Genomic DNA, 23,363 nt, shown 5'->3' with positions numbered 1-23,363 from the left:
ATGATCGGTGACGCATCCTCCGGTGCCTGTCACCGCGCCGTTGTAGCATGCACGACACCTGTCCCGAGACGAGGAGGCCTGCGTGCCGGACCAGACCGACCAAGCCTTCCCGATCGAGCACGTGCGAGCGGTGGGCGACGACGTCGTCGCAGCCGTCTCCACCGTGGTGGACGGCAAGGTCGACGCCATCCGCACGGCGTTCACCGTGATGCTCGCCGAGGGGCACCTGCTGGTCGAGGACGTCCCCGGCGTCGGCAAGACCGTGCTCGCGAAGGCGCTCGGTGCCTCGGTCGGCGGGACGGTGAACCGCATCCAGTTCACCTCGGACATGCTGCCGTCCGACGTCACCGGTGTGAACATCTACGACCAGTCGTCGGGCACGTTCCGGTTCTCGCCGGGTCCGGTGTTCGCGAACGTCGTCATCGGTGACGAGATCAACCGCACGAGCCCGAAGACCCAGTCGGCCCTGCTCGAGGCGATGGCCGAGGCGCAGGTGACCGTCGACGGCGTGACCCGGCCGCTGGAGTCGCCGTTCATGATCGTCGCGACCCAGAACCCGATCGACATGGAGGGCACGTACCCGCTGCCCGAGGCCCAGCGCGACCGGTTCATGGCCCGCATCGCGATGGGGTACCCCAGCGCGGACGCCGAGCGCCAGATGCTCGCGGCGCGCGGGACCCGCGACCCGCTGTCCGCGCTCCGACCGATCGTCGACGTGCAGACGCTGCGGGCGATCGTGCACGCCGTGCGCGGGGTGCACCTTGCCCATGACGTCGAGGCCTACATCGTCGCGATCGTCCGTGCCACCCGCACGCACCCGGACCTCGTGCTGGGCGCGAGCCCTCGCGCCACCCTGCACCTGGCGCAGGCCGCTCGTGCCCACGCCGCGCTGCTCGGTCGCCCGTTCGTCACCCCCGACGACGTCGCCCACCTCGCACCGGTGATCCTGTCCCACCGTCTCGTCCCGGTCGCCCGCGGGCTCGGCGGGGCCGCCGAGGACACCGCGCGCGACGTGGTCGTCCGGATCGTGTCCGACACCGCCGTGCCGTTCGCCTCGGCCGCCGTCCGCTCCTGATGCCCGACGGCAGCGGGCCCTCGACGTCCGCGCTGCGTGCGGGCGCGGTGCGGTCGTGGGTGCTCCGCACCGGGCGACGCGGCGCGGCCATGCTCCGCCGGACCCCGTTCCCGCGGCCGACGGCCAGGGGGTGGACGGTGCTCGGGTCGGGGATCGCCCTCGTCGGCGGTGGTCTCGTCGCCACGACGAGCATCGCCGTCTCCGCCGGGCTCCTGCTGCTCGTGCTGCTCGTGCTCGGGATCGTGATGGCACTCGTCGTCGCGGCGCCGCTGCGCGCGACCCGGTCGACCGCCCGCTCGGTCGTGCAGGTCGGTGAGGTCCACCGCGAGCGGATCACCCTGCGGGGGACGTCGCTGCCGATCGGGCCGCGGACGACCCTGCTGGTGCGGGAGCAGCTCGAGGACGCCCTCGCGAGCGTGTCCGACGCGCAGACCTACGCCCTGGTCGGCCCGAACGAGCCCCCGGCGGTGCTCGACGTCGAGGCCCTCGCGATGCACCGGGGCCGCACGCTGGTCGGTCCGGTGACCATCCGCGTCGAGGACCCCTTCGGCCTGCTGCGCATCGACCGGCCGGTCGTCCCCGCCGAGGAGGTCGTGATCGTCCCCGCATCCACCACCCTCGGTGCCATCGACACCGGAGCGCTCGCAGGTGCCGTCTCGGCGGACGAGGGCCGTGTGGGTCAGGGCGGTTCCGCCGACGACAGCGAGCTCCGGCCGTACCGGCAGGGCGACCCGATCCGCCGCGTGCACTGGGCACAGAGCGCCCGACGCGGCGAACTCCACGTCCGCCAGACCACGCAGGCGCAGCCGCCGGAGGCCGTCATCGCCATCGACCTCCGCCGAGAGTCCTACCAGGCGCTCGGCCGCGACGACCTCGCGGAACTGAGCGACCTCGGTGGCGACGCCGCGTTCGAGCACGCCGTCGTCGTCGCCGCGAGCGTCGCCCGTGCCCTCAGCGCGCGGACGTCGCGCGTGGTGCTCGTGAGCGACGACGGCCCGGGCGCGGGACGGCACACCGGCGACGTCGGCAGCCTGACGGACCTGCTCGTCGGACTCGCCGACGTCCGGGTCCGTTCGGACGCCCGCCCGGTCACCGAGGTCCTGTCCGACGTGCACGGTCGCGACGTCCACGGCATGACCGCCGTCGTCACCGGCCGGTGCACCGCCGAGCAGGCCGCCGAACTCGTCGCCGCGACGAGCGGCTCCAGTCGCGGCATCCTCGCGACCATCGTCCCGCCCGACCCCGTGGTGCGCGGCATCCTCGACCGTGCCGGTTGGCGGACCCTGGTCGTGCCCGTCGCGGGCGCGCAGGCGCACGGGAGCACCCGGTGAGCGGGACCTCGACGGCCGACCGCGTCAGGACGCCCACGCGCAGCGGCCGCCCCGAGCGTCCGGCCGAACGCGACGACGCCCCGGGACCGTGGGTCGTCGCCCTGGCACCGCTGCCGGTCCTCATCGCGGCGCTCGCGATGCGTCCGCTCGTGCAGGGCACCGCCTGGTGGCTGTCCGGCGTCGTCTTCACGGCGGTGCTCGTCGCCGTCGTCCTCGCCGTCCGCCGTCGCGCTCCGGGCGTGCGCTTCATCGCCCTCGTCGCCACGCTGGTGGTCGGGTCGTGCGTCGCCGCGGTCGTCAACGACGTCCACCCCCTCGGCTGGCTCGACCGCGAGGGAGCCCTCGGCGAGGCGCTCGCCGCGATCCGGCTCAACCCCGCGCCGCTGCCGCAGAGCGACGCGATCCGCTTGATCGTCACCGTCGCGATCGCCTGGGTCGCCGGGGTGACCCTGTTCCTCGCCGCGATCGCGCCGACCGTCGCGCTCGCGGCCGTGCCCGCGCTGGTCGTGCTCATCGTCCCCGGCGTCGTCACGGGCGAGCCCGCCTCGCCGGTGCTCGTCGTCCTGGTGGGGGCGGCGTTCCTCGGGCTCCTCTGGCTGTCCGTCCGACCGGTGCAACGGGCGTTCCCGGCCGCCGTCGTGGGCGCGATCGGGCTCGTCGTCGCCGTGGGGCTCCCGGTGCTCGTCCCGATCAACGCCAGCTGGCTGTCCGGCGTGACGGGCGCGCTGCAGGCCCCGATCCAGCCCGGTCGTCCCGGCACGCTGCTCGAGCTCGGCCGCGACCTCCGCCAGCCGAACGAGCTCGAGGTGTTCCGCTACCGCACCGCCGACGGGCAGCCGGAGTACCTCAAGCTCGCCGACCTCGACGAGTTCGGCACCGGCGACTGGGTGCCGACCGTGACCGACGCCAGCACCGCGGAGACCGCGGACCAGCAGCAGTGGGCGGTCGGGATCAACCCCCGTCTGGCGAGCCGCGGCGACCTGACCGTGCGGATCACCGGGCTGTCGAGCAACTACCTGCCCGTGCCCGGCGGCGCCGTGTCGCTCGAGTCGCAGTCGACGAACCTGGACCTGTCGCAGTGGCGCTGGATGGGGGACTCGAGCACGGTCCGGTCGACCGGTCCCGTGACCCAGCGCGGTTCGACCTACCAGGTCTTCGGCGCCTCGACCTGGTCGGGGGAGTACCTCGACGCGATCGCCGCGAGCGGGATCCTCGGGCGCACCGACGGCCGCGGGTTCACGGCGCCGAGCGAGACGCAGCTCCGCACCGACCTGGCACTGCCCGAGGACCTGCCACGTGACATCCGGGCGGCGGCCCAGCGGGTGGCCGGCGGGCTGCCGAACGACTACGCCCGGGCGCGTGCCCTGGAGCAGTGGTTCCGCAGCGACCTCTTCACCTACTCCGAGACGGCCCCCGTCGAGCAGGGCTACGACGGCGACAGCATGGACGTGATCGACACGTTCCTGCGCGTGCGCCAGGGCTACTGCGTGCACTTCGCGTCGTCGATGGCCGTGATGGCGCGGACGCTCGGGATCCCGTCGCGCATCGCAGTCGGGTACCGGGCGAGCAGCGACCAGACGGAGGACGGCGAGTACACCGTCTCGAACCGACAGCTGCACTCGTGGCCCGAGCTGTACATCCGTGGCGCCGGTTGGGTGTCGTTCGAGCCGACCCCGAGCTCCGACGCCGCAGCGCAGGCGGGGACCGAGTCGTCGGCGACGCCGGCTCCGGCCCCGTCGGAGACGCCGCTGCCGGCCCCGGGGGAGACCGCTCCCGCCGAGGCCTCGCCCACCCCGACACCCTCCGCCTCGACCGGAGCGGGCGCGGCGGCCACGACGGGCGGAGGCACCCCACCCGGTGCCGCCGGCCTGGTGGTCGGGCTGCTGCTCCTGCTGGCGGTGCTCGTCGCACCCGGGGTCGTCCGTGTGGTGCGTCGCCGCCGACGGCTCGCCGCGGTGCAGGCGGGACGCTCGCCCGCACTGCAGGCCTGGCGCGAGGTGCTCGACGACGTCGCCGACCACGGGTACGCACCGGGGCTCGCGCCGCCGGGTGACGCCGCCGCAGCAGCGCGGACGGCGCGTGCGGTGCGCGGTCGGCTCGTCGGGACCGTCCCCGCGAGCGTGCTCCCGCACCTGACGAGCATCGTCGATGCGGTCGACCTGGAGCGCTTCGCCGCGGACGGTGCGGCGGGCGTGGACACGGCAGCACTCCGGCGGGCCCTCCTGGAGGCTCGTGTCGCCCTCGACGCGTCCGTCCCGCGGGCGCGCGTGGTCCGGGCGCGGCTGTTCCCGCCGAGCCTGCTGCCCTCGTCCGCGTGGTCCCACGAGGGCCGGCAGCGCCGGCGCACGGCCTAGCCGCCGCGCGGCGGCTACGCGCCGGCCGTGCCGGGCCGGGCGTGGTGTGGCGTGCTCGCGCACAACGGGGAGCACGTCGCGCCGCGGAATCGCGTGGCGCGACGTGCTTCCGGTTGTGCGGACGGCCGCGGCGGGACTCGGCCGCGGCCGCCGCGGTCGAGTCAGCGCCGCGGGCGCACGACCGCGGCGGCTGGGCCGGCTGGGCCGGCCGTGCCGGCCCGGGCCTGGTGCGGCCTCGCCGGGCCGGGCGTGGTGTGGCGTGCTCGCGCACAACGGCGAGCACGTCGCGCCGCGGAATCGCGTGGCGCGACGTGCTTCCGGTTGTGCGGACGGCTGCTCGCGCCCCGCCGCGCCGGGCGCATGCGCCCTGCCGCGCCGGCGCGCATGCGGCGGCGCCGCCGCCGCGGCCGCGTCAGCGACGCGGGCGCACGACCGCGTCGACCAGGCTCGCGATGACGTCGCCGGGGTTCACCCCGGGCAGGGCCGGCCCGTCGAACACGATCCCGGTGTTCGCGCCGATGAGCAGCGTGGCGAAGTCCTCGAGCGGCATGCCCGGCTCGACCTCGGGGTGCGCCCCGAACCACGACCGGACCAGGTCGAGCACGCCGTCCTGCAGCTCGCGCCGCTGCCGGACGAACTCGGGCATGAACTCCGGGTCGCGGAGCGCGTACCCCCGGAGCTCCGAGACGAGGGCGAACTGCCGACCCTGGTCGTACCGCCCGAACGCCGCCCGGACGACCTCGGCGATGCTCGCGGCGGCGACGTCCTCGTGGACGACCTCCTGGAGCGCGGCGAGGATCCGGTTCGTCGAGCGCTGCATGACCTGGGCGACGAGGTCCTGCTTCGACGTGAAGTTCGAGTAGACGGCGCCCTTGCTGAAGCCGGCGCGAGCGGCCACGTCGTCGAGCCGGGCGCCGTGCACGCCGGACTCGGCGAAGACGTCGGCTCCGGCGACGAGCAGTCGTTCGCGCACCTCGGCGCGGGGTGTCCGGGGGTTGGGGGAGGAAGCGTCGTCGCGCATGGGTCCTGGTCCGTGATCGTCGTCGTGGACGGTGGTGCGCCGTCCTGTCGATCCCCGCGCGTCGGTGGCGCACGGGCCGTGCCGCACCCGGTCCGGTGCGACCCTCGGAGACCTGCCGCGCCGCGCGTCGTGATCACGCGCGGCACCAGCGAAGCCCCCGGCCCCGTCGCTCGGTGGACCGCCACGTTCGGGTCGTGTCGGTGCGTCGAGGACGGTGGTCACCGGGTCGGTACCCGGCGGGAGCGATCGTACCGCGGCAGGCCGCTGCAGCGACGGGGTCGTGCGTCGTCCGGACGGTGGGCCACCGCCGTGCCCGGGTACCGACCGGAGCCCGGGCAGAGGCGCTGACCGAGGCGCTGACCGAGGCACCGGCCGGGGTGCTGACGGGCGCTGACGGAACGCCGACCGCGGCTCGTCAGACGCCGTCGGGTGTGTCCCGGTCGCTGCGGACGGCCCCGTCGCCGGTTCGGCGTCCGGGTCGACGGAGCAGCCGGATCGCGTCGGGGCGCAGCCGTCGCCCGCGCTGCAGCAGTGCGCCGAGCGTCGACTTCGGCTGCCACTCGCGACCGTTCGGCAGCCCCCAGCCGCGCTTGACGGCCCCGTACCGGAGCCCGAGCGACAGCACGATCGCGGCGATGATGCCGATCGACGGCGATCCGAGGTACGAGGCGACCACCATCACCGCGGACGCGGCGACGGCCACGGTGGCGTAGAGCGCGTTCCCGCCGAACACCGCGGGCACGCGACGGAGCAGCAGGTCGCGCATCGCCCCGCCGCCGACCGCGGTGATGGTGCCCATGATGATCGCGGCGGGCCAGCCGAGACCGGCGTCGAAGGTCCGCTGGACCCCGACCACGGACCAGAAGCCGATGACGGCGGCGTCCAGCACGGTGAACAGTCGGTCCCAGGTGAGCTCCGAGAACGACACGAAGAACGCGACCAGTGCGCCGGCGATCGCCACGGGCAGGTAGAGCGGGTCGACGAGCGCGACGGGCGGCCCGTTCTGCAGCAGGGTGTCGCGGAGCATGCCGCCGCCGAGGCCGGAGACGAAGCCGACGACGAGGAAGCCGAACAGGTCGAAGTCCATCGTGCGTGCGAGCGAGCCGCCCAGCAGTGCCGAGGCGAACACGCCGGCGAGGTCGAGCACGTTGGTGACCGACGCCAGGGCCTCCGGGGTCAGCACGTTCATGAGAACAATCAAACCCCACGTCGCCGGAGTGGCGGGCCGAGCGCTGGTTAGGTTAGCCTCACCTTCGCCATGATCGCCACCCTCGTCATCGGCCTCCGCGAAGGCCTCGAAGCGACGCTCATCGTCGGCATCATCGCCGCGTTCCTCCGTCGCAACCGCGCGCCTCTCGCCCCGATGTGGGCCGGCGTCGGGCTCGCCGTCGCGCTGAGCATCGCCGTCGGCTTCGGCCTGCAGCTCGTCGAGCAGGCACTGCCCCAGGCCCAGCAGGAGGGCATGGAGACGGTCATCGGAGCCGTCGCCGTGGTCTTCGTCACCGGGATGATCGTCTGGATGCGCACGCACGCGCGCACGCTGTCGCGGGACCTGCAGGCCAGTGCGTCGGCGGCGCTCGGACGGGGGACCGCCTGGGCGCTGGCGGGCATGGCGTTCCTCGCGGTCCTCAAGGAGGGGTTCGAGACCTCGGTCTTCCTCCTCGCGACCTTCCAGGCGTCGTCGGACACCGGCACGGCAGCCGTCGGTGCCGTGATCGGCATCGCGGTCGCGGTGGCGGTCGGGTACGGCATCTACACCGGCGGGGTCCGCCTCGACCTCGGCCGGTTCTTCACCGGTACCGGCGTCTTCCTCGTCTTCGTCGCCGGCGGCCTCGTGCTCACCGCACTGCGGCACGCGCACGAGGCCGGGTGGCTCGTCATCGGCCAGCAGCGCACGGTCGACCTCGGGTGGCTCGCCCCCAACGGGTCGCTCCGCGGCGCCCTCGTCACCGGCGTCCTCGGGATCCCCGCCGATCCGCGCGTCATCGAGGTGCTCGGCTGGTTCCTCTACGTCGTGCCCGTCCTCGCCGTCGCGGTCTGGCCGCGCCGCTGGCGTCCGTCGCCGGCCCGCGTCCCGGTGGTCCGCGCGGCGGTCGCCGCCGGGCTCGCGGCCACGGCCGTCGTCCTCGCCCTGGTCGTCCCGAGCACGGACGTCGACCTGCCGCGCACGACGGCGGTCACCGGTGACGCACGGTCCGTCACGGCGGACGTCGACGGTCCGGCAGCAGTCCTGCGCGTCTCCGGCACCGGCCGGGAGGCACGACGCACCCTCCCCGCGTCGGCCCACCGCCGCGTGACCCGCTCCGGCGTCGCCGCCGACCGCTGGCAGGTCACCGAGGACGTCCCGGTCGCCGGCCGCCCCACCTCGCTGACGGTCGACGACCTCGTCGGCCTCTTCGGCCGGGTCCCCGTCGGCATCTCGCCGAGCACGGACCCCGGGCCGTTCACGGCCCGCTGGTCCGTCCGCGAGACCGTCACCCTGACCACCGTCGGTGGGGGTGTCCTGGACGCGACCCGCTCGGAACGCGACGTGCTCACACTGCGCGGTGGGGGCCTCCCGGCCGCCCGGACCACCACGCTGGAACGCACGGTGTGGGCGGTGCCGACCGACCGCGTCGACCGCGCGGCCGCGGACCTGGCCGCGGCGCACACCCGCGCTGCCGAGCTGCGGCTCTGGAGCACCTGGCTGCCGATCGCGCTCGCCGTCGCCGCCGCCGCACAGGCGTTGCTCGCCCTCCGCGACCGTCGGCGCGCCGTCGCCCCACCGACCACCACCCCCGGAACCGACCCGTCGCGCGGACCGCCCGCCGACGTCCCTGCAAGGAGCCTCGACCATGCCGTTCGGTAGGACCGCCCGCCCTCGCGCCGCCCACCCCCTGGCCGCCCGCCCCCTGGCCGCCCGCCCCCTGATCGTCCTCGGTGCGCTCGGCACCGTCACCGCCCTCGCCCTGTCCGGCTGCTCGACGGGGTCGCCCGCCGACGACAGCTCGAGCAGCACCGGGAAGCTCTCCCGTGTCACCATCACCCTGACGAACGACGGCTCCGACGCCTGCGCCGTGTCGACCACGAAGGTCCCCGCGGGCCCCGTCACGTTCACGGTGCACAACGAGTCGTCCACCGCCATCACCGAGGTGGAGCTCCTGCAGGACCAGCGCATCCTCGGCGAGAAGGAGAACCTCGCCCCGGGGCTCGACGCCGTCCGCTTCACCGCCACGCTGAGCGGTGGGGAGTACCAGGTCTACTGCCCGGGTGCCGAGCACGAGCTCACCGACCTCACCGTGACCGGCAAGGCTGCGTCGACCGCGAACAGCAGCGCGGCCACTCTGCTCGCCGACGGAGCGAAGGGCTACGCGACCTACGTCGACGGCCAGGTCACCGACATGGTGGCGGCCGTGCAGCAGCTGCAGCACGACGTGGACGCCGGCGACCTCGACGCGGCGAAGCGCGACTACGCGGCGGCCCGTCCGTTCTACGAGCACGTCGAGAGCGACGTCGACGGCTTCGTCAAGAAGGGGTTCTCGGCCACCGACAACGCCGGCAACCTCGACTACCTGATCGACATGCGCGCGTCGAACCTCGACGACGCCGTCGGCTGGAGCGGCTTCCACGCCGTCGAGAAGGACCTGTTCCAGGCCGGCGCGATCACCGCGTCGACGAAGGAGACCGCGGCCGCACTGACCGCCGACGTCGAGCTCCTCGCGAAGCGCGTGCCGTCGATCGAGTACAAGCCCGAGGACCTGGCGAACGGTGCTGCCGGGCTGCTCGAGGAGGTCCAGTCGAACAAGATCACGGGCGAGGAGGAGGCGTACAGCCACATCGACCTGGTCGACCTCGCCGCGAACGTCGAGGGTGCCCGACAGGCCTTCGCGTACCTCAAGCCCGGCCTGACGAAGGTCGACCCGACGCTGACGAAGCAGATCGCCACGCAGTTCGACACGACGAACACACTGATGGACGGCTTCCGCGACGCGGACTCCCTCGGCGGCTTCGCCACGTGGGACACCGCCGCGAAGGCGAAGGACGCCAACCGCATCTCGCAGCAGGTCCAGGCGCTGCAGGACCCGCTCTCGCGCCTGGCCGAGAAGGTCGCGACGGCGTGAACGACTCCCGCTTCTCCCGCCGCGGGCTGATCGGTGCCGGGCTCGCGGCCGCCGGTGCGGGCGTGGGTGCCGTCGCGGGTGTCGCCGGGTCGGCCGCGGCCACCGGCGTCGACCCGTTCACCGCGGCCGCGAACGGCGACGAGTCCGTCGACCTGTCGCAGTCGGTCCCGTTCTACGCGACCGCCGCCCGGCAGCCGCAGGGCGGGATCCGCACGACGCCGCAGCGGCACTGCGTCTTCATGGTGTTCGACCTGACGGCGTCCACCGCGACCGAGCTCCAGGTCCTGCTCGCCCGCTGGTCGGCCGCGATCGCGCAGCTGCAGGCCGGCCGGACGATCGGCAGCGTCGAACCCGTCCACGGCGACGGTGTGGGAGCGGACACGGGCGAGGCGCTCGACCTCGGCCCGGCGTCGCTGACCGTCACCGTCGGGCTCGGGCCCGGCGTCTTCGACGAGCGCTTCGGCCTCGCCGCGAAGCGTCCGGCGCACCTGGCCGCGATCCCGCCGCTGCCGAGCGACGACCTGGACGCGCAGCTGACCGGCGGCGACCTGTCGCTGCAGGCCTGCGCCGACGACCCGCAGGTGGCGTACCACGCGGTCCGCGACCTGGCCCGGATGGCCCGCGGCACCGCGACCGTGCGGTGGACCGTGATCGGGTTCGGCCGCGCCTCGGCCGGTCCGACGCAGTCGACGCCGCGCAACCTGATGGGGTTCAAGGACGGGACACGGAACGTCACGACGGACGACGAGTACGACCGGTTCGTGTGGCTCGACCGCGGAGCCGGCTGGATGGCCGGTGGCACGTACCAGGTGGTGCGGAAGATCCGCATGAACCTGGAGACCTGGGACGCCGACGTCGTCTCCGACCAGCAGCGGGTGTTCGGCCGGACGAAGGTCGAGGGCGCGCCGCTCTCCGGCGGGTCGGAGCACACGACGCCGGACTTCCACGCCCGGGCGCCGCACGGCAGAGACGCGGACGGCGGGACCGCGATCGACCCGCGCTCCCACGTCGCCCTCGCGGCGCACGAGAACAACGGCGGCGTGAAGATCCTGCGCCGCGGGTACAACTACACCGACGGGCTGAACCAGTACGGGCAGCTCGACGCCGGCCTGCTCTTCGCGGCGTACGTGAACGACCCGGAGCACGTCACGCGGCTGCAGCGGAAGCTCGGTGCGTCCGACCGCCTGAACGAGTACGTGTCGCACATCGGGTCCGGGGTGTTCGCCGCGCCGCCGGCACCCCGCAAGGGCTCGTACATCGGGGAGCAGCTCTTCCACTGACCCCGGCGGGAGTCGAGGTGGGTGCCCTCCGTCGTTTCCCTGGAGACGGAGAGCACCCGCGCCGCGGAGTCCGGCGGACGGAACCACCGCCCGCCCCCTGGGGGGACGACCCGGCGCGACGCATCGCGATGCGACAGGGGGAGCGTACCTCGCGGGACTGCCCCTGAGCAGTCCCGTTCTGGGATCGGACAGCGGAACGGGCCGCCCCACCAGGTGGGACGGCCCGTCGCGTCGTCGGCCGGGAGGCGCGGTGTCAATCCGTCAGGACCGGCCCGTCCTCGACGGCGCGCTTCCGGCGTGCGAGCACCAGCGCCACGGCGCCGGCGAGCAGCAGGACGCCGGCGGCGATGCCCGGGAACACCAGGTCGGCGCCGGTGAACGCCAGGTCGCCGCGAGCGGCGTCCGGTCGGTCGGCGTCCACGACACCGGTGCCCGCGCCGTCGGCACCGCCCGCGCTGCCGTCGCCGTCGGTGTCGCCGCTGCCCGGCAGGCCGGGACCGGGGGTACCCGGGTCGGTCGGCTCGCCGGTGCCCGGCTCCGGCTCGACGGCCGTCTCGACCGGGACCGTCACGGCGAGGGTCACGGTCTGCCCGTTCGGCAGGGTGAGGACGAGCGGCTGGTCGGTCGTCGCGGTCGGGGCGGCGGTGCGGGCAGCAGCGGTCGGAACGGCCGTCGGCTCCGTGTCCGCGGCAGGCGTGCCCGGTACGGTGAACGCGAGGGTCGCGCGACCCTGCTCGTCGGTGGTGTCGACGACCGTCGTGTCGACCTCGGCGGACGCGAGCTCCTGACCACCGGCGCTGACCGAGACGGTGCCGCCCTGGTCGGCCGCGTTGCTGAAGGTCAGGGACGACAGGTCGATGCGGACGTCGTCGCCGGGGCCGAAGCCGCCGGCAGGTGCCTCGGAGACCCGGACGCCGACGGCCCGCTGGTCCTCCCGGACCGCGACGGTCGGGTGTGCTCGGAAGTACTGGACCTGCGCCTCGAGGTCGACCATGCCGCTGTCCTGCTTCGCGGCGGCGTCCTTGAAGGCGGCGAAGTTGTCTCCGCCGGTCGCGAGGAACGAGTTCACCGTGACCTTGTAGGTGCGGTCGGACGCGATCGGGTCACCGTCGAGGGTCATGCCCGTGATGCGCTCGCCGGCCGTGGCCAGCGGGTCGTAGGTGTAGCTGAAGCCCTCGGAGACGCCGAGCTTGAGGAAGGGGCGGCTCGCGGTCGACGGCTGCCACTGCTGCTCGAGCGCCCGCCGGATCTGGTCGCCGGTCAGGTCGAGCACGACGAGCGTGTTCGCGAAGGGCTGGACGACCGCCGCTTCCTTGTACGTCACCGCGCCGGAGGCGATGTCTGCGCGGAGACCGCCCGGGTTCATGAAGGCGATCTGCGAGCCCTGGCGCTGCGTCTGGTCACGCTGCACCTCGGCGACGAAGTTGCCGAGGGTGGACTCGCCGCCGCGGTTCTCCGACCCGTTCGACTGCACGGCGCGCTGCAGGTCGCGGTCCACCGTGCCCAGCTCGACGGCGCCGAGGCGGTCGGCTTCCTGCACGGCGGCGTCGACCGTGGTCTGCACGGCGGGGTCGGGCGTGTACGTGCCGTCGACCAGGCGCAGGTTCTCGGGCGTCGCCGCGGTCACCGTGCCGTCCGCGGCGACCGTGAGCTCGACGTGACCGAGGTTGAAGCCGTACGAGCCGGTCTGGATCACGGGACGGGCCACGGTACCGCCGGTCGGGACGACCGAGTAGGCGTACGTCTGGTGCGTGTGGGCGGACAGGATCGCCGAGACCTTCGGCGTGACGCCGTGGACCGCGCGCGCGAAGTCGGAGTCGTCGCCGGGCGCGACCTCGGCGGGGGACTCGGCGCCGTCGTGCACGAGGAGGACGAGCACGTCGGCCTCGTCGTTCGCCGTGTCACCGTCGGTGAGCTGCGCCGCGACCTTGTTCACCTCGGTCGTGATGTCGCCCATCTCCAGTCCGGCGATGCCGTCCGGAGCGACGAGTCCCTGGCCGACGAGGTCGACCGTCGCGCCGATGAACCCGACGCGCTTGCCGCTGATCTCCTGGATCGAGTACGGCTGGAACGCAGGTTCGCCCGTGGTCGAGTCGAGGATGTTCGCGGAGACGTAGTCCCACTGCGCCGCGCGGACGCCCTCGCCCTGGCCGCCGATCACGCGGTCGCGCAGGTCGTCCTGGCCCTTGTCGAGCTCGTGGTTGCCGATGGCGCTGACCGACAGGTCCATCTGGTTGAGGACGTCGATCGTCGGCTGGTCGTCCTGGATGAAGGACTCGAACGTCGAGCCGCCGATGTTGTCGCCGGAGCTGACGAAGGCGGACCTCGAGGGATCAGCACCCCGGAGCTGCTCGAGTGCACCGGCGAGGGTCGCGGCACCGGCGGCGTCGCCGTCCCGCGGTGCCGGAGCACCGGCGGAGTCCTTCGAGATCGACTGCGCGATGCGGCCGTGGAAGTCGTTGACGTTGTAGAGGTCGATCGTGGTGTCGCCCTCGGCGGCGAGGGCGGCGGACGGGACGGTCAGGGCGGTGAGGACGCCGGCGGCGACCAGGGCGGAGGCCCCGGCCAGGCGCCGGCGACGCGGGGGAGTGTGAGCGTTCATCACCGCAAGAACCTATGAACTCCCACAGCCGACGCGCCAGGGGTTGCCGCAACACGTCACGTGGTGTTCACACCACGGGGGACGTTCCTCCCGTTCGGGGGACAACCACGGCGGGATCGGCGTCAGTCCCGGCCCAGCGCGCCCTTCACCCGCTCGACGGCCTCGGCGGCCATGGCCTTCGCCGAGTCCTTGATGACGCCGATCTCCGCCGGGTCGCCCTTGAGCAGGCTCTTCGCGGTGTTCACCGCGTACTCGGCGGTGATGTGCGGCGGCAGCGGCGGCACGTTGCGGCTGACGTAGGCGTCGATGAGCGTGACCCCGGGGTTGGCGAACGCCCGCTCGACGGCTGCCTCGACCTCGTCGTCACCGTGCACCGCGATGCCCTCGAAGCCGAGCAGCCGGGCGTACCCGGCGTAGTCCATCGACTCGACGTCCTGCGACCCGGACCACATCGGGTTGCCGTCCTCGGTCCGCATCTCCCACGAGACCTGGCCGAGGTCGTCGTTGTGCATGACCACGATCACGAGCTGCTGGTTCGGCCACTGGGCCATGTACTTCTTCACCGTGATGAGCTCGTTCATGCCGAGCATCTGGAAGGCCCCGTCGCCGATGGTGCAGACCGCCGGGGCGTCCGGGAAGGCGAACTTCGCCGTGACGGCGTAGGGCATCGCCGCGAGCATCGTCGCGAGCCGTCCGGACATGTCGCCGTGCATACCGCGGCGCAGCCGGATGTGGTGGCCGTACCAGTCGGCGGTGGTCCCGGCGTCGCAGGTGACCGTGACGCCCTCGGGCAGGCGCTCGTTCACGGCGCGGATGACGCGTCGTGGGTTGACGCCGTCGTCGTACGCGACCTCGGCCTGGCGGTGCATCTCCGCTTCCCACTCGCGCATCTCGCCGGCGAGCTTGTCCTGCCACGTGGTGTCCTGCTTGTCGCGCAGCAGCGGCATGACCGCCTGCAGTGTCGCACCGACGTCGCCCCACAGGTTGAGCTCGGTCGGGTACCGCAGGCCCATCTGCTCGGGCTTGATGTCGACCTGCACGCCGCGGGCCTGACCGGAGGCGGGCAGGTACTCGCCGTAGGGGTAGTTCGAGCCGAGGAGCACGATCGTGTCGCACTCCTTGACCTGGGTCAGGCTCGGGCGCGAGCCGAGGAGCCCGACCTGCTGCGTGTGGTACGGCACGTCGGAGGGGACGACGTCCTTCCCGCGCAGGGCGGTGATGATGCCGGCGCCGGTCTTCTGGGCGGCCTCGAGCACCAGGTCCGTGGCGCCGCGCGCGCCGGCACCCACCAGGAACGTCACGCGCTCCCCGGCGTTCAGGATCTCGGCGAAGCGCGCGATCTGGTCCTGCGGCGGCACGATCCGGGTCGAGGGGGCGACGTCGCTCGACCGGGACACCCAGTGCTCGGCGGCCGGGGCCTCGTACGCCATCGCCTGCACGTCGTGGGGGAGCACGACGACGGCCGGCTGCTTCCGGAGCATCGCCGTCCGGAACGCCGTGTCGACCACGACGCCGACCGCGTCCGGCGTGGCGACGGTCTCCACGTAGCAGGCGACGTCGGCGAACACGCGCTCGAGGTTCGACTCCTGCTGCGTGAACGACCCGATCGACGCCAGGCCCTGCTGCCCGACGATCGCGACGACCGGCTGGTTGTCCATCTGCGCGTCGTACAGCCCGTTGAGCAGGTGGAACGCGCCGGGGCTCGAGGTCGCGACGCAGACCCCGACCTCGCCGGTGAACTTGGCGTGCGCGGTCGCCATCAGCGCGGCGATCTCCTCGTGCGTCGGCCGGACGTACTCGAGCTCCCGCTCGCTGCCGTCGGCCTTGCCGAGCGCCCCGTCGAACGCACCGATCCCGTCCCCGGGGTAACCGAAGACGCGCGAGACGCCCCATGCCTTGATGCGGTCGATGACGAAGTCGCTCACGGTCGTGCTCATGCACCCACCGTGCTCGGCGGTTCCTGTACGCGCTCAGGTCGCCCGGAGGACGTCAGGCGACGGGACGCCACGTCCCGTCGGCCGCGCTGGCGACGACGGCCTCGATGACCGACGCCGCACGAGCACCGTCGGCGAACGTGGGGAGCCCCTCGGGCCACGCCGAACGGTCGCCCTCCGCCCGGACCGCCGCGTAGGTGTCGGCGACGAACGCCGCGAAGGCGTCGAGGTACCCCTGCGGGTGCCCGGCCGGCACGACCGCCAGCCGACGCTGGTCGGGGAACCCGAGCGAGGGGTCGCGCACCACGATCTGGGCGCCGCGCTCGTTGCCGAACCACGCCGCCTCGGGCTGCTCCTGGTCGAAGGCCGCCGACCCGAGGGTGCCGTCGACCTCGAACCACAGCCGGTTCTTCCGCCCGGCCGCGACCTGCGAGACGACGACGTTGCCGATGCGCCCGGTGCCGGTGCGGAAGGTCGCGACGGCCGTGTCCTCCGTGGTGACCTCGGCCCGCTGCCCGGCGTCCGCCACCGGGTCGGGGTCCGGCGAGCCGGAGAACGACGGCCCGGAGGCAGCCGGACGGGTCGGGTAGACGATGTCGGTCGCGGCGCTCACCGCGGCGAACGGGTCGCCGGTCACGAACTCGACCAGGTCGCACCAGTGCGAGCCGATGTCCGCGAAGGCCCGGGACACCCCGCCGGCACCGGCGTCCACCCGCCAGCTCGAGGCGTCCTCGTCGAGCATCCAGTCCTGCAGGTAGTGGCCGTGCACGGCGAGCAACCGGCCGAGCTCACCGGCGGCGATGCGGGCACGGATCTCCCGGACGACCGGGTGGTACCGGTAGACGAACGGCACGGTCGCGACGACGCCGGCCTCGTCGGCTGCGGCGACCAGCTCGGCGGCCTGCTCGGCGCTGATCGCGAGCGGCTTCTCGCACACGACGTTGATCCCGGCGCGGACGACCGCGAGCGACTGCGGGTGGTGCTGGTCGTTCGGCGTGCAGACGTGGACGACGTCGGGGGCGTCGGCGATCACCTCGTCGAGCGAGGCGTAGCCGCGGGGCACGTCGAGCTGTGCGGCGACCTGCTCCGACCGGGCCGGCGTCCGGCCGAGCACCCCGACGACCTCGGCGCCCGCGGCCCGTGCCGCACGGGCGTGCACCCCCGCGATCATCCCGGTGCCGACCACGGCGACGCGGATGCGTCGCCCTCCGTACCCACTGCTCATGGTGCTCCCTCGCGCCGGACTCGCCCCACCGTACCGACGCAACCCGGCCACGCGCCGGAACGCGTGAGTACGGTCGGGGGCATGTCGAGCCTCCAGACCAGCCTGCTCATCCTCGGAGCCAGCGGCGACCTGTCCAAGCGACTGCTGCTGCCCGGTCTCGCCACCCTCCTCGAGGTCAAGGACGACTGGGACGTCCAGCTCGTCGGGGCCGGCGTGGAGGACATCTCGGACGACGACTGGAAGGCGCAGGTGCGCACGTCCTTCGAGAACGCGCAGGCGTCGAAGAACGAGGAGGACGAGGGCGCGCACGACGGCGGCGAGAAGCTCAGCCGGCGGCTCGTCGAGGTCATCGAGGCCTCGACCTACCGCAAGGCCGACGTCACCGACGCCGACGACCTGGGGGCCCTGCTCGACGCGTGCCACCACGACCCGGCGATCTACTTCGCGCTGCCGCCGGCCGTGACCGAGAAGAGCTGCGCCGTCCTCAAGGACCTCGACCTGCCCGGTGGTACGCGGCTCGCGCTCGAGAAGCCGTTCGGCACCGACGCCGAGAGCGCCGAGCACCTCAACGACCTGCTGCACTCGTTCCTGCCCGAGGAGCGCATCCACCGCGTCGACCACTTCCTCGGCCGCTCCACGGTCCTCAACCTGCTCGGGCTGCGCTTCGCGAACCGCATCATCGAGCCGCTGCTGTCGTCGGCGCACGTCGACCGCGTCGACATCGTCTACGACGAGACCCTCGGGCTGGAGGGCCGCGCGCGCTACTACGACAAGGCCGGTGCACTGGTCGACATGATCCAGAGCCACCTGCTGCAGGTGATGGCCGTCGTCGCGATGGAGGCGCCTGCATCCATCGACGCCGACGACCTCCGCACGCAGAAGGAGCTCGTCCTCCGCGCCGTCCGGCCGTGGGGCGAGGACGTCGTCGCCGCGGGCAAGCGTGCGCGCTACACCGCCGGCACGATCGGCGACCGTGAGCTGCCGTCCTACGTCGACGAGGACGGCGTCGACCCGTCGCTCGGCACCGAGACCCTCGCGCAGCTCACCCTCGAGGTCGCGAACTGGCGCTGGGCCGGCGTGCCCTTCACGCTGCGGTCCGGCAAGGCGCTGGAGCAGCAGCGTCGCGAGATCGTCATCACCTTCAAGGACTCGCCGCACGTGCCGAACGGGCTGAGCGGCGCCGAGCGTCCGGACAAGCTGCGGATCTGGATCGCTCCGGACGAGATGCAGCTCGAGCTCAACGTCAACGGTCCCGGCGACCCGTACACGATCGACCACACGGCGCTGTCCGTGAACTTCAACCCCGGTCGGCTCAGCGCCTACGGCGAGGTCCTGGCCGGCGTGCTCGAGGGCGACGCGACGCTGTCGGTGCGCGGTGACAGCGCGGTGCAGGGGTGGAAGGTGGTCGAGCCGTTCCTGCGTGCGTGGCGCGACGGGAAGGCGCCGCTCGACGAGTACGCGGCCGGGTCGGCCGGTCCCGACAGCTGGGACAACATCGACTGCTGACGTCGCGTCGGCGGGAGACGCGGTGCCGGACGGGAGGCGCGTGGCGGGGCCGCCACGCGCCTCCCGTCCGTCTGCCGGTCGCGCGGCGTAGCGTCCGGTGACGTGAAGACCACCGACGACGTCCTGTCCACCGTCCCCGTCCCCGCCGGCTCCGACGTCCGCGTCGAGCCCGTCCGCTACGACCACGAGGGCACCGCGCTCCTCGGTGTGCTGGCGAAGGACCACGCCGTGTCGGGGCCCCGCCCCGCCGTCCTCGTGATCCACGACTGGCACGGCGTCAACGAGCACGTCGAGGCCCGGGTGACGATGCTCGCCCGTCTCGGCTACGTCGCCTTCGGTGCGGACGTCTACGGCGAGGGCGTCCGTCCCGGCGACGACACCGCCGGCGAGGTCGCGGGCTCGTTCTACCGGGACCTGCCGCTGTTCCGCGCCCGGCTGACCGCGGGGCTCGACCGGCTGCGCGACGACCCCGACGTCGACCACTCCCGCATCGTCGTGATGGGGTACTGCTTCGGCGGCTCCGGCGCGATCGAACTCGCGCGCACCGGTGCGGACCTCGCCGGCGCAGTGTCCTTCCACGGTGGCCTGATCGTGCACGAGCCCTCGGACGCGTCCGCGATCCGGGCGAAGCTCCTCGTGCTCACCGGGGGAGCGGACCCGATGGTGCCGGACACGACGGTCGCCGAGTGGCAGGACGAGATGCGCGCGGTGCCGTCGGTCGACTGGCAGGTCACCACCTACGCCGGCGCGATGCACGCGTTCGCGGTGCCGGGCACCGATGCGCCGGACCACGGGGCGCAGTACCAGGAGCGCGCCGACCGCCGCTCGTGGCAGGCGTTGCAGGTGTTCCTCGCCGAGGTGTTCGACGAGGAGCCGACCGTGGTCTGAACGGCGCGACACGCCGAGGGCTCGGTGCGGCGCGGCTCGATTGGCGTTCCGCGCCGCACCTGTTGTAGAGTCTTCCACGGCCGCAAGGCCAGCATCGGTCGCAAGACCGGATGCGCTCGTAGCTCAATGGATAGAGCATCTGACTACGGATCAGAAGGTTGGGGGTTCGAGTCCCTTCGAGCGCACAGGAAGTGGGAACCGGGTGCATCCCGGACAGTATCCCATCGCTGGAAACGGCAACACAGAAGCCCCCAGGCAGACCGCCTGGGGGCTTCGTTGTTCTCCGATCGGGGGAGACTGGGTCGCATGGACGAAGCGACCGACTGCCTGCACGTCTGGGTCCCCGCGGGGCTCGAGTACGACGACCCGCGTGTATGCGCCCGCTGCAACGCCGAGCAGGCGTCAACCCCGCAGGGCTGATTCCGGCCGAATCAACCCCGGCGGGTTGATGTCGGTGGCGCACGGCATCCTGCGCCCGTGAGCGACTACACCTGGTCCCCGCCGTCACACCCGGACCCACCAGACGACCAGCCCCTCGGGATCCCCGCCGCGGCCGGCGCGACGCCGGTGGCCCATGACCCCGTCTGGGCCCGCGTCGACTTCACCCGGACGGGACCGCAGCGCTCGCCGGGGTTCGTGGACGCGGACGGTGGTGACCGGGTCCTGGTGCAGCTCGTGCACATGGGGTTCCCACACAAGGTGTGGCTGCCGCGGGAGCGTGTGACGCGGCGCGCGATCAAGTCGCGGCGGAGCTGATGGCGAAGCGCCGGCGGGACCGGTGGGCGCTCGGTGATGCGTTCTCGCTCCCCGAGGTGGCTCGAGGCGGGCCCGAGGTTGACCTGCCCGCGCCGGACACGGTGCTCGCGTGGCTGCAGTTCGCCGACCGGATCCTCGAAGTCGAGGCGCGGGTGCTCGCGTACACAGAGCGCGCGGTGCTGGTCGAGTGGGGCTTCGGGCAGGGCGCAGACACGGCGTGGGTGTGGAGGGATGCCGTGCGGCCAGCCTGACCCCTTGCGGGTGTATCTACACCCGTGTAGGGTCGCCCACATGGACGACAACACACCCATCCCGCCGCGCAAGAAGGCGGTGGTTCTGCGCGGTCACGCGTTCCGTCCCGTCAAGAACCCCATCGCCCCCCGAGGAGTGATCCCCTGGTGTGAATGCGGCGAACAGCTGCTGTTGTGGCCCATCGACAGCAAGACAGCCCGTCACATCCATGACCGGCACAAGGCAAGCATCATGCGAGCAACCGAGCAGGCAGGCACCGATGCCTAACCAACCGAAGACACCGAGCCGCCCGTTCCGGATCCCGGACGAGGAGTACGACCCGGCGCTCGCCAAGGCCAAGACCGACCCGCGGTACGGCAGCCTCACGGCCGTCGTGCGCGAGCGGCTCCGTGAGTACGTGGAGGAAGACGATGAGTGACACGACCGACTTGGCGCGCACGACGCGCGCCGACCAGGCCACCCGGGTGCTGGTGACCGTGCGCCGCGGGCTCGGCACCGCGGTCTGGCTGTGCGACGAGCTGCTCGGCGTGCTCGAGCGGGGAGCGAAGCGATGAGCGAGGAGAGCCGTCAACGGCAGCTCGAGCTCTACGCCCGCTGGCGCAAGTCTGGTGGTAGCCGACAGGCGGGGCGGTCCCGGCACGACGTCGCGGTTGCGCGCCCATCGTGGGAGGACTCCCTATCGGAACCGTGGCACTTCGAATACCAGCCTGAGCAAGAGGCGAAGCGCTGATGGGCCTCCTGTTCCGCAAGAGCAAGCGGCTCGGCCGCGGCGTCCGACTGAACGTCACTCAGCGCGGCGTCTCGGCGAGCGCCCGGCGGGGTCCGATCTCGGTGTCGTCGAAGGGGCGGGTGACGATCCGTCTCGGCAAGGGCTTCTCGTTCCGGATCTTCTGACCCGCGCGGACGTGAGCGCCCCTATGCTTCGGTCTGTGAAGAAGCACACGATCGCTGCCGTCGCCCTCGCCGCCGCGCTGGGGCTGACGGGTTGCAGCGCGGGGGGATCCACGACGGGCACCGGCACTCAGGCCGAGGTCGAGTCGGAGCCGACCCCGACCGAGACGAAGCAGACCCCCGTCGAGAACATCGACAAGACGTGGACGTTCGACTACAAGGGCGCTACGGGCACGTTCAACCTCGGCGACGAGCCCGCGGGCCCAGAGATCGACGCTGTCGAGGCGGCACGCGCGACGGTCGACGGGAAGCAGTACACGCTGGTGCCGGTGACGCTCGACAACACGAACGGCACCGAGAGCCTCAACATGTACGGGCTCACCGTCATCACCAAGGACGGCCAGCAGCTCGACAGCATCGACCTCTCCGACGTCTTCGCCGACTGGCGCGACACCGCCGGCGACGACACCGACAAGGTGTACGACCTCACCGAGGCCAGCAACAAGTACGCACTGTTCGACCTGCAGCCGGGCGCGAAGGGCACCGCACTCGTCGCCTTCGACGAGCCCATCACCTCCGCGTGGCGCGTCACCGTCGCTCCGTCAGGCGGCTTCGACCAGGTCGAGGCTACCGCTTCCTGAGGGGTGACGACGAAAGCGCCCCGCCACCTCATTTGAGGTGGCGGGGCGCTTTATCAACGTCGCTTCACTGTCAGAACTTGACCGCGAGGGCTTCGGCGATCATCGCCGCGTAACGGATCCCGAAGTAGTTCGCGCCGAGCTGCACGGGGTGCGTGCCATCCGAGCTGACGTACTTCCCGGCGTTCGCGGCGGTGATCCACGGACGGTTGACCGTGTCGACAGTCACAACGCCTGCGATGCCAGACACTCCTGCGAAGATCGCTGCCTGCATCGCCGTGTACCGGCCGGGTGCCGGAGTCGAGAAGATCGGTCCCGTCACGACGATCAAAGCATTAGGCAGGCCAGCGCGGATCGCGGCGACGGCGGAGTTCACCGACGTCTGGATCTGTGCATCCGAGTACGGGGCGTCGTTGTGCCCCAACCCGATGACGATCACGTCTGGGGCCTGTGCGACGACGTCGTTCGCCACACGGTTCCCAATGGATGGTTCGCCGTTGTTGCCGTTAGCGAGCCAGCCGGAACCACCGATGCTCGTGTTCGCGAGCGCGCGGCAACCGAGCAGCCATGCCGTTGTCTTCGCGAGCGACGTCAGCGTGGTCACCTGTCCGGACCCTCCACCGTAGGAGTCGAGGATCATCATCAGCTTCTTCGGTTCCGGCCCCGGAATCTTGCTGATGGTGGACGCGTTCTGGTGGATCACGCCGTAGAACGGTGCCCCCGTAGCTTCGAGCGTGATGTTCACCGGCGCGACGATCGGCGCGCCGAAGTCCACCGTGACGAAACCTAGCTGACCCGCCGTTCCACCGAGCGGGACATGCGTTGGTGTCAAATAGCGCCCGTTGACGAGGATGCGGAAAGCAGCACCGGTGAGCTGCTTGAACATGTACTGGATGATCTGGCCGCCGGTGACGCGGATCTCGTGCGAGAAGTTGCCTGGACCGACTCCGCCGCGGGGAAAGGACACGTTCCACGTATCCGGGTTGGGAGCGCTCGGGTTGTTCGTCGGGGCGGACGGAGCGAAGTAACGCTGCTGCGTCGTATCGGTCGGGGCGATGGATGTGTACCACCCGGACGCGTTCGCTTTGCGGTCTGTGATCAGTCCCGAAGCGTCAGGCCCGCCGCCGAGCGACTGGTTGTTGCTCACGGTGACCTTCGGGGGCGTCGGGTCCAGCGTCGGCACCTGACCGCTGAACGTAGCCAGCAGCTCGGCCGGTGCGCCGCCCACCGCACTCTGTGCAGCTGCCGCTCCAGCAGTACCCGCGTAGGCAGCAGAGGTGGCAGCGGAGGTTGCCGATGCTTTCGCGTCATCCGCCGCCGCTCTTGCCCGGGTCGGCACTGACTGCGCCGCGTCCCAGAGAGAATCGAAACTACCGGGCCCTGCGAGTAGGTCTCTCGTGTCAGTGACCCACACCAGTTCTCCGTCTTCGAGGGTCGGATTGCCCTCCTGCCAATTCGCGAGGGTGTCGCGGCGGACGCGGATGCGCCGGATGTCGTCGGCCATGCTTCC

21 protein-coding genes and 1 tRNA gene are annotated in these 23,363 nt (G+C 72.4%); 16 read left to right on the top strand and 6 right to left on the bottom strand.

The features are described 5' to 3' along the window. Positions 1-82 precede the first annotated feature (82 nt). The 3 genes from M3677_RS09320 to M3677_RS09310 are packed head-to-tail and all read left to right on the top strand — an operon-like array spanning position 83 to position 4,760. The gene (locus tag M3677_RS09320) at positions 83-1,075 is read left to right on the top strand and encodes a MoxR family ATPase (protein WP_235426362.1); all 993 of its coding nucleotides are present in this window, start codon (positions 83-85) and stop codon (positions 1,073-1,075) included. Next, a complete protein-coding gene (locus M3677_RS09315; protein ID WP_066655815.1) occupies positions 1,075-2,406 on the top strand; it encodes a DUF58 domain-containing protein in 1,332 nt (443 codons plus the stop codon). Before M3677_RS09320 ends, M3677_RS09315 begins: the two co-directional genes overlap by 1 nt. After that, positions 2,403-4,760, top strand: a complete 2,358-nt coding sequence (locus tag M3677_RS09310; RefSeq protein ID WP_251160376.1) for a DUF3488 and transglutaminase-like domain-containing protein — start codon at positions 2,403-2,405, stop codon at positions 4,758-4,760. The genes M3677_RS09315 and M3677_RS09310 overlap by 4 nt, the downstream gene beginning before the upstream one ends. Before the next feature lie 412 nt (positions 4,761-5,172). Here M3677_RS09310 and M3677_RS09305 read toward each other — a convergent pair whose 3' ends face one another. Together M3677_RS09305 and M3677_RS09300 are read right to left on the bottom strand one after the other, a co-directional pair. Beyond that, positions 5,173-5,781: a TetR/AcrR family transcriptional regulator gene (locus M3677_RS09305; RefSeq protein ID WP_209685623.1), complete on the bottom strand. Its 609-nt coding sequence runs from the start codon at positions 5,779-5,781 to the stop codon at positions 5,173-5,175. Positions 5,782-6,196: 415 nt separating this feature from the next. Continuing rightward, complete coding sequence (locus M3677_RS09300; protein ID WP_066655795.1) at positions 6,197-6,970, bottom strand: trimeric intracellular cation channel family protein; 774 nt, start codon at positions 6,968-6,970, stop codon at positions 6,197-6,199. Between the two features lie 69 nt (positions 6,971-7,039). Between M3677_RS09300 and efeU the strand changes: the two genes are divergently transcribed. The 3 genes from efeU to M3677_RS09285 are packed head-to-tail and all read left to right on the top strand — an operon-like array spanning position 7,040 to position 11,161. Further along, positions 7,040-8,629, top strand: coding sequence for an iron uptake transporter permease EfeU (gene efeU / locus M3677_RS09295; RefSeq protein ID WP_251160375.1), 1,590 nt, complete (start codon positions 7,040-7,042; stop codon positions 8,627-8,629). Next, positions 8,616-9,881, top strand: a complete 1,266-nt coding sequence (gene efeO, locus M3677_RS09290; RefSeq protein ID WP_251160374.1) for an iron uptake system protein EfeO — start codon at positions 8,616-8,618, stop codon at positions 9,879-9,881. Before efeU ends, efeO begins: the two co-directional genes overlap by 14 nt. Beyond that, positions 9,878-11,161: a Dyp-type peroxidase gene (locus tag M3677_RS09285; RefSeq protein WP_251160373.1), complete on the top strand. Its 1,284-nt coding sequence runs from the start codon at positions 9,878-9,880 to the stop codon at positions 11,159-11,161. The genes efeO and M3677_RS09285 overlap by 4 nt, the downstream gene beginning before the upstream one ends. 253 nt (positions 11,162-11,414) lie before the next feature. Here the strand turns inward: M3677_RS09285 and M3677_RS09280 are convergent, their stop codons facing one another. The 3 genes from M3677_RS09280 to M3677_RS09270 form a co-directional block, all read right to left on the bottom strand. Further along, positions 11,415-13,763: a bifunctional UDP-sugar hydrolase/5'-nucleotidase gene (locus M3677_RS09280; protein WP_251160372.1), complete on the bottom strand. Its 2,349-nt coding sequence runs from the start codon at positions 13,761-13,763 to the stop codon at positions 11,415-11,417. Between the two features lie 122 nt (positions 13,764-13,885). Beyond that, a complete protein-coding gene (locus M3677_RS09275; protein ID WP_251160371.1) occupies positions 13,886-15,700 on the bottom strand; it encodes a thiamine pyrophosphate-requiring protein in 1,815 nt (604 codons plus the stop codon). A 52-nt stretch (positions 15,701-15,752) separates the two neighbouring features. After that, positions 15,753-16,922, bottom strand: coding sequence for a Gfo/Idh/MocA family protein (locus M3677_RS09270; protein ID WP_066655782.1), 1,170 nt, complete (start codon positions 16,920-16,922; stop codon positions 15,753-15,755). Between the two features lie 81 nt (positions 16,923-17,003). Here M3677_RS09270 and M3677_RS09265 point away from each other — a divergent pair, with 81 nt between their 5' ends. From M3677_RS09265 to M3677_RS09220, 10 genes are all read left to right on the top strand, one after another. Continuing rightward, positions 17,004-18,428: a glucose-6-phosphate dehydrogenase gene (locus M3677_RS09265; protein ID WP_209685634.1), complete on the top strand. Its 1,425-nt coding sequence runs from the start codon at positions 17,004-17,006 to the stop codon at positions 18,426-18,428. 102 nt (positions 18,429-18,530) lie between these two features. Continuing rightward, a complete protein-coding gene (locus M3677_RS09260; protein ID WP_251160370.1) occupies positions 18,531-19,316 on the top strand; it encodes a dienelactone hydrolase family protein in 786 nt (261 codons plus the stop codon). A 112-nt stretch (positions 19,317-19,428) separates the two neighbouring features. Next, positions 19,429-19,501, top strand: a tRNA-Arg gene (locus tag M3677_RS09255). 292 nt (positions 19,502-19,793) lie between these two features. Beyond that, entirely contained in the window at positions 19,794-20,072 is a 279-nt protein-coding gene (locus M3677_RS09250) for a hypothetical protein (RefSeq protein ID WP_251160369.1), read from the top strand. Further along, the gene (locus M3677_RS09245; protein WP_251160368.1) at positions 20,072-20,323 is read left to right on the top strand and encodes a hypothetical protein; all 252 of its coding nucleotides are present in this window, start codon (positions 20,072-20,074) and stop codon (positions 20,321-20,323) included. The genes M3677_RS09250 and M3677_RS09245 overlap by 1 nt, the downstream gene beginning before the upstream one ends. A 40-nt stretch (positions 20,324-20,363) precedes the next feature. Next, positions 20,364-20,591 carry a hypothetical protein gene (locus M3677_RS09240; RefSeq protein WP_251160367.1) on the top strand — a complete coding sequence of 76 codons (228 nt, stop codon included), beginning with the start codon at positions 20,364-20,366 and terminating at the stop codon, positions 20,589-20,591. Continuing rightward, positions 20,584-20,742: a hypothetical protein gene (locus M3677_RS09235; RefSeq protein WP_251160366.1), complete on the top strand. Its 159-nt coding sequence runs from the start codon at positions 20,584-20,586 to the stop codon at positions 20,740-20,742. The genes M3677_RS09240 and M3677_RS09235 overlap by 8 nt, the downstream gene beginning before the upstream one ends. Then, positions 20,735-20,878 (top strand): hypothetical protein, encoded by a 144-nt coding sequence (locus M3677_RS09230; protein WP_251160365.1) that lies wholly within the window; start codon positions 20,735-20,737, stop codon positions 20,876-20,878. Before M3677_RS09235 ends, M3677_RS09230 begins: the two co-directional genes overlap by 8 nt. 175 nt (positions 20,879-21,053) lie before the next feature. After that, a complete protein-coding gene (locus M3677_RS09225) occupies positions 21,054-21,218 on the top strand; it encodes a DUF4236 domain-containing protein (protein WP_251160364.1) in 165 nt (54 codons plus the stop codon). 35 nt (positions 21,219-21,253) lie between these two features. Then, complete coding sequence (locus M3677_RS09220) at positions 21,254-21,856, top strand: hypothetical protein (RefSeq protein WP_251160363.1); 603 nt, start codon at positions 21,254-21,256, stop codon at positions 21,854-21,856. 70 nt (positions 21,857-21,926) lie between these two features. Here the strand turns inward: M3677_RS09220 and M3677_RS09215 are convergent, their stop codons facing one another. Then, a complete protein-coding gene (locus M3677_RS09215; protein WP_251160362.1) occupies positions 21,927-23,357 on the bottom strand; it encodes an SGNH/GDSL hydrolase family protein in 1,431 nt (476 codons plus the stop codon). Positions 23,358-23,363 lie beyond the last annotated feature (6 nt).

The sequence above is a fragment of the Curtobacterium sp. P97 genome, assembly GCF_023712445.1.
Classification (GTDB): Bacteria; Actinomycetota; Actinomycetes; order Actinomycetales; family Microbacteriaceae; genus Curtobacterium.
This window is presented reverse-complemented; position numbering and strand designations above follow the sequence as displayed.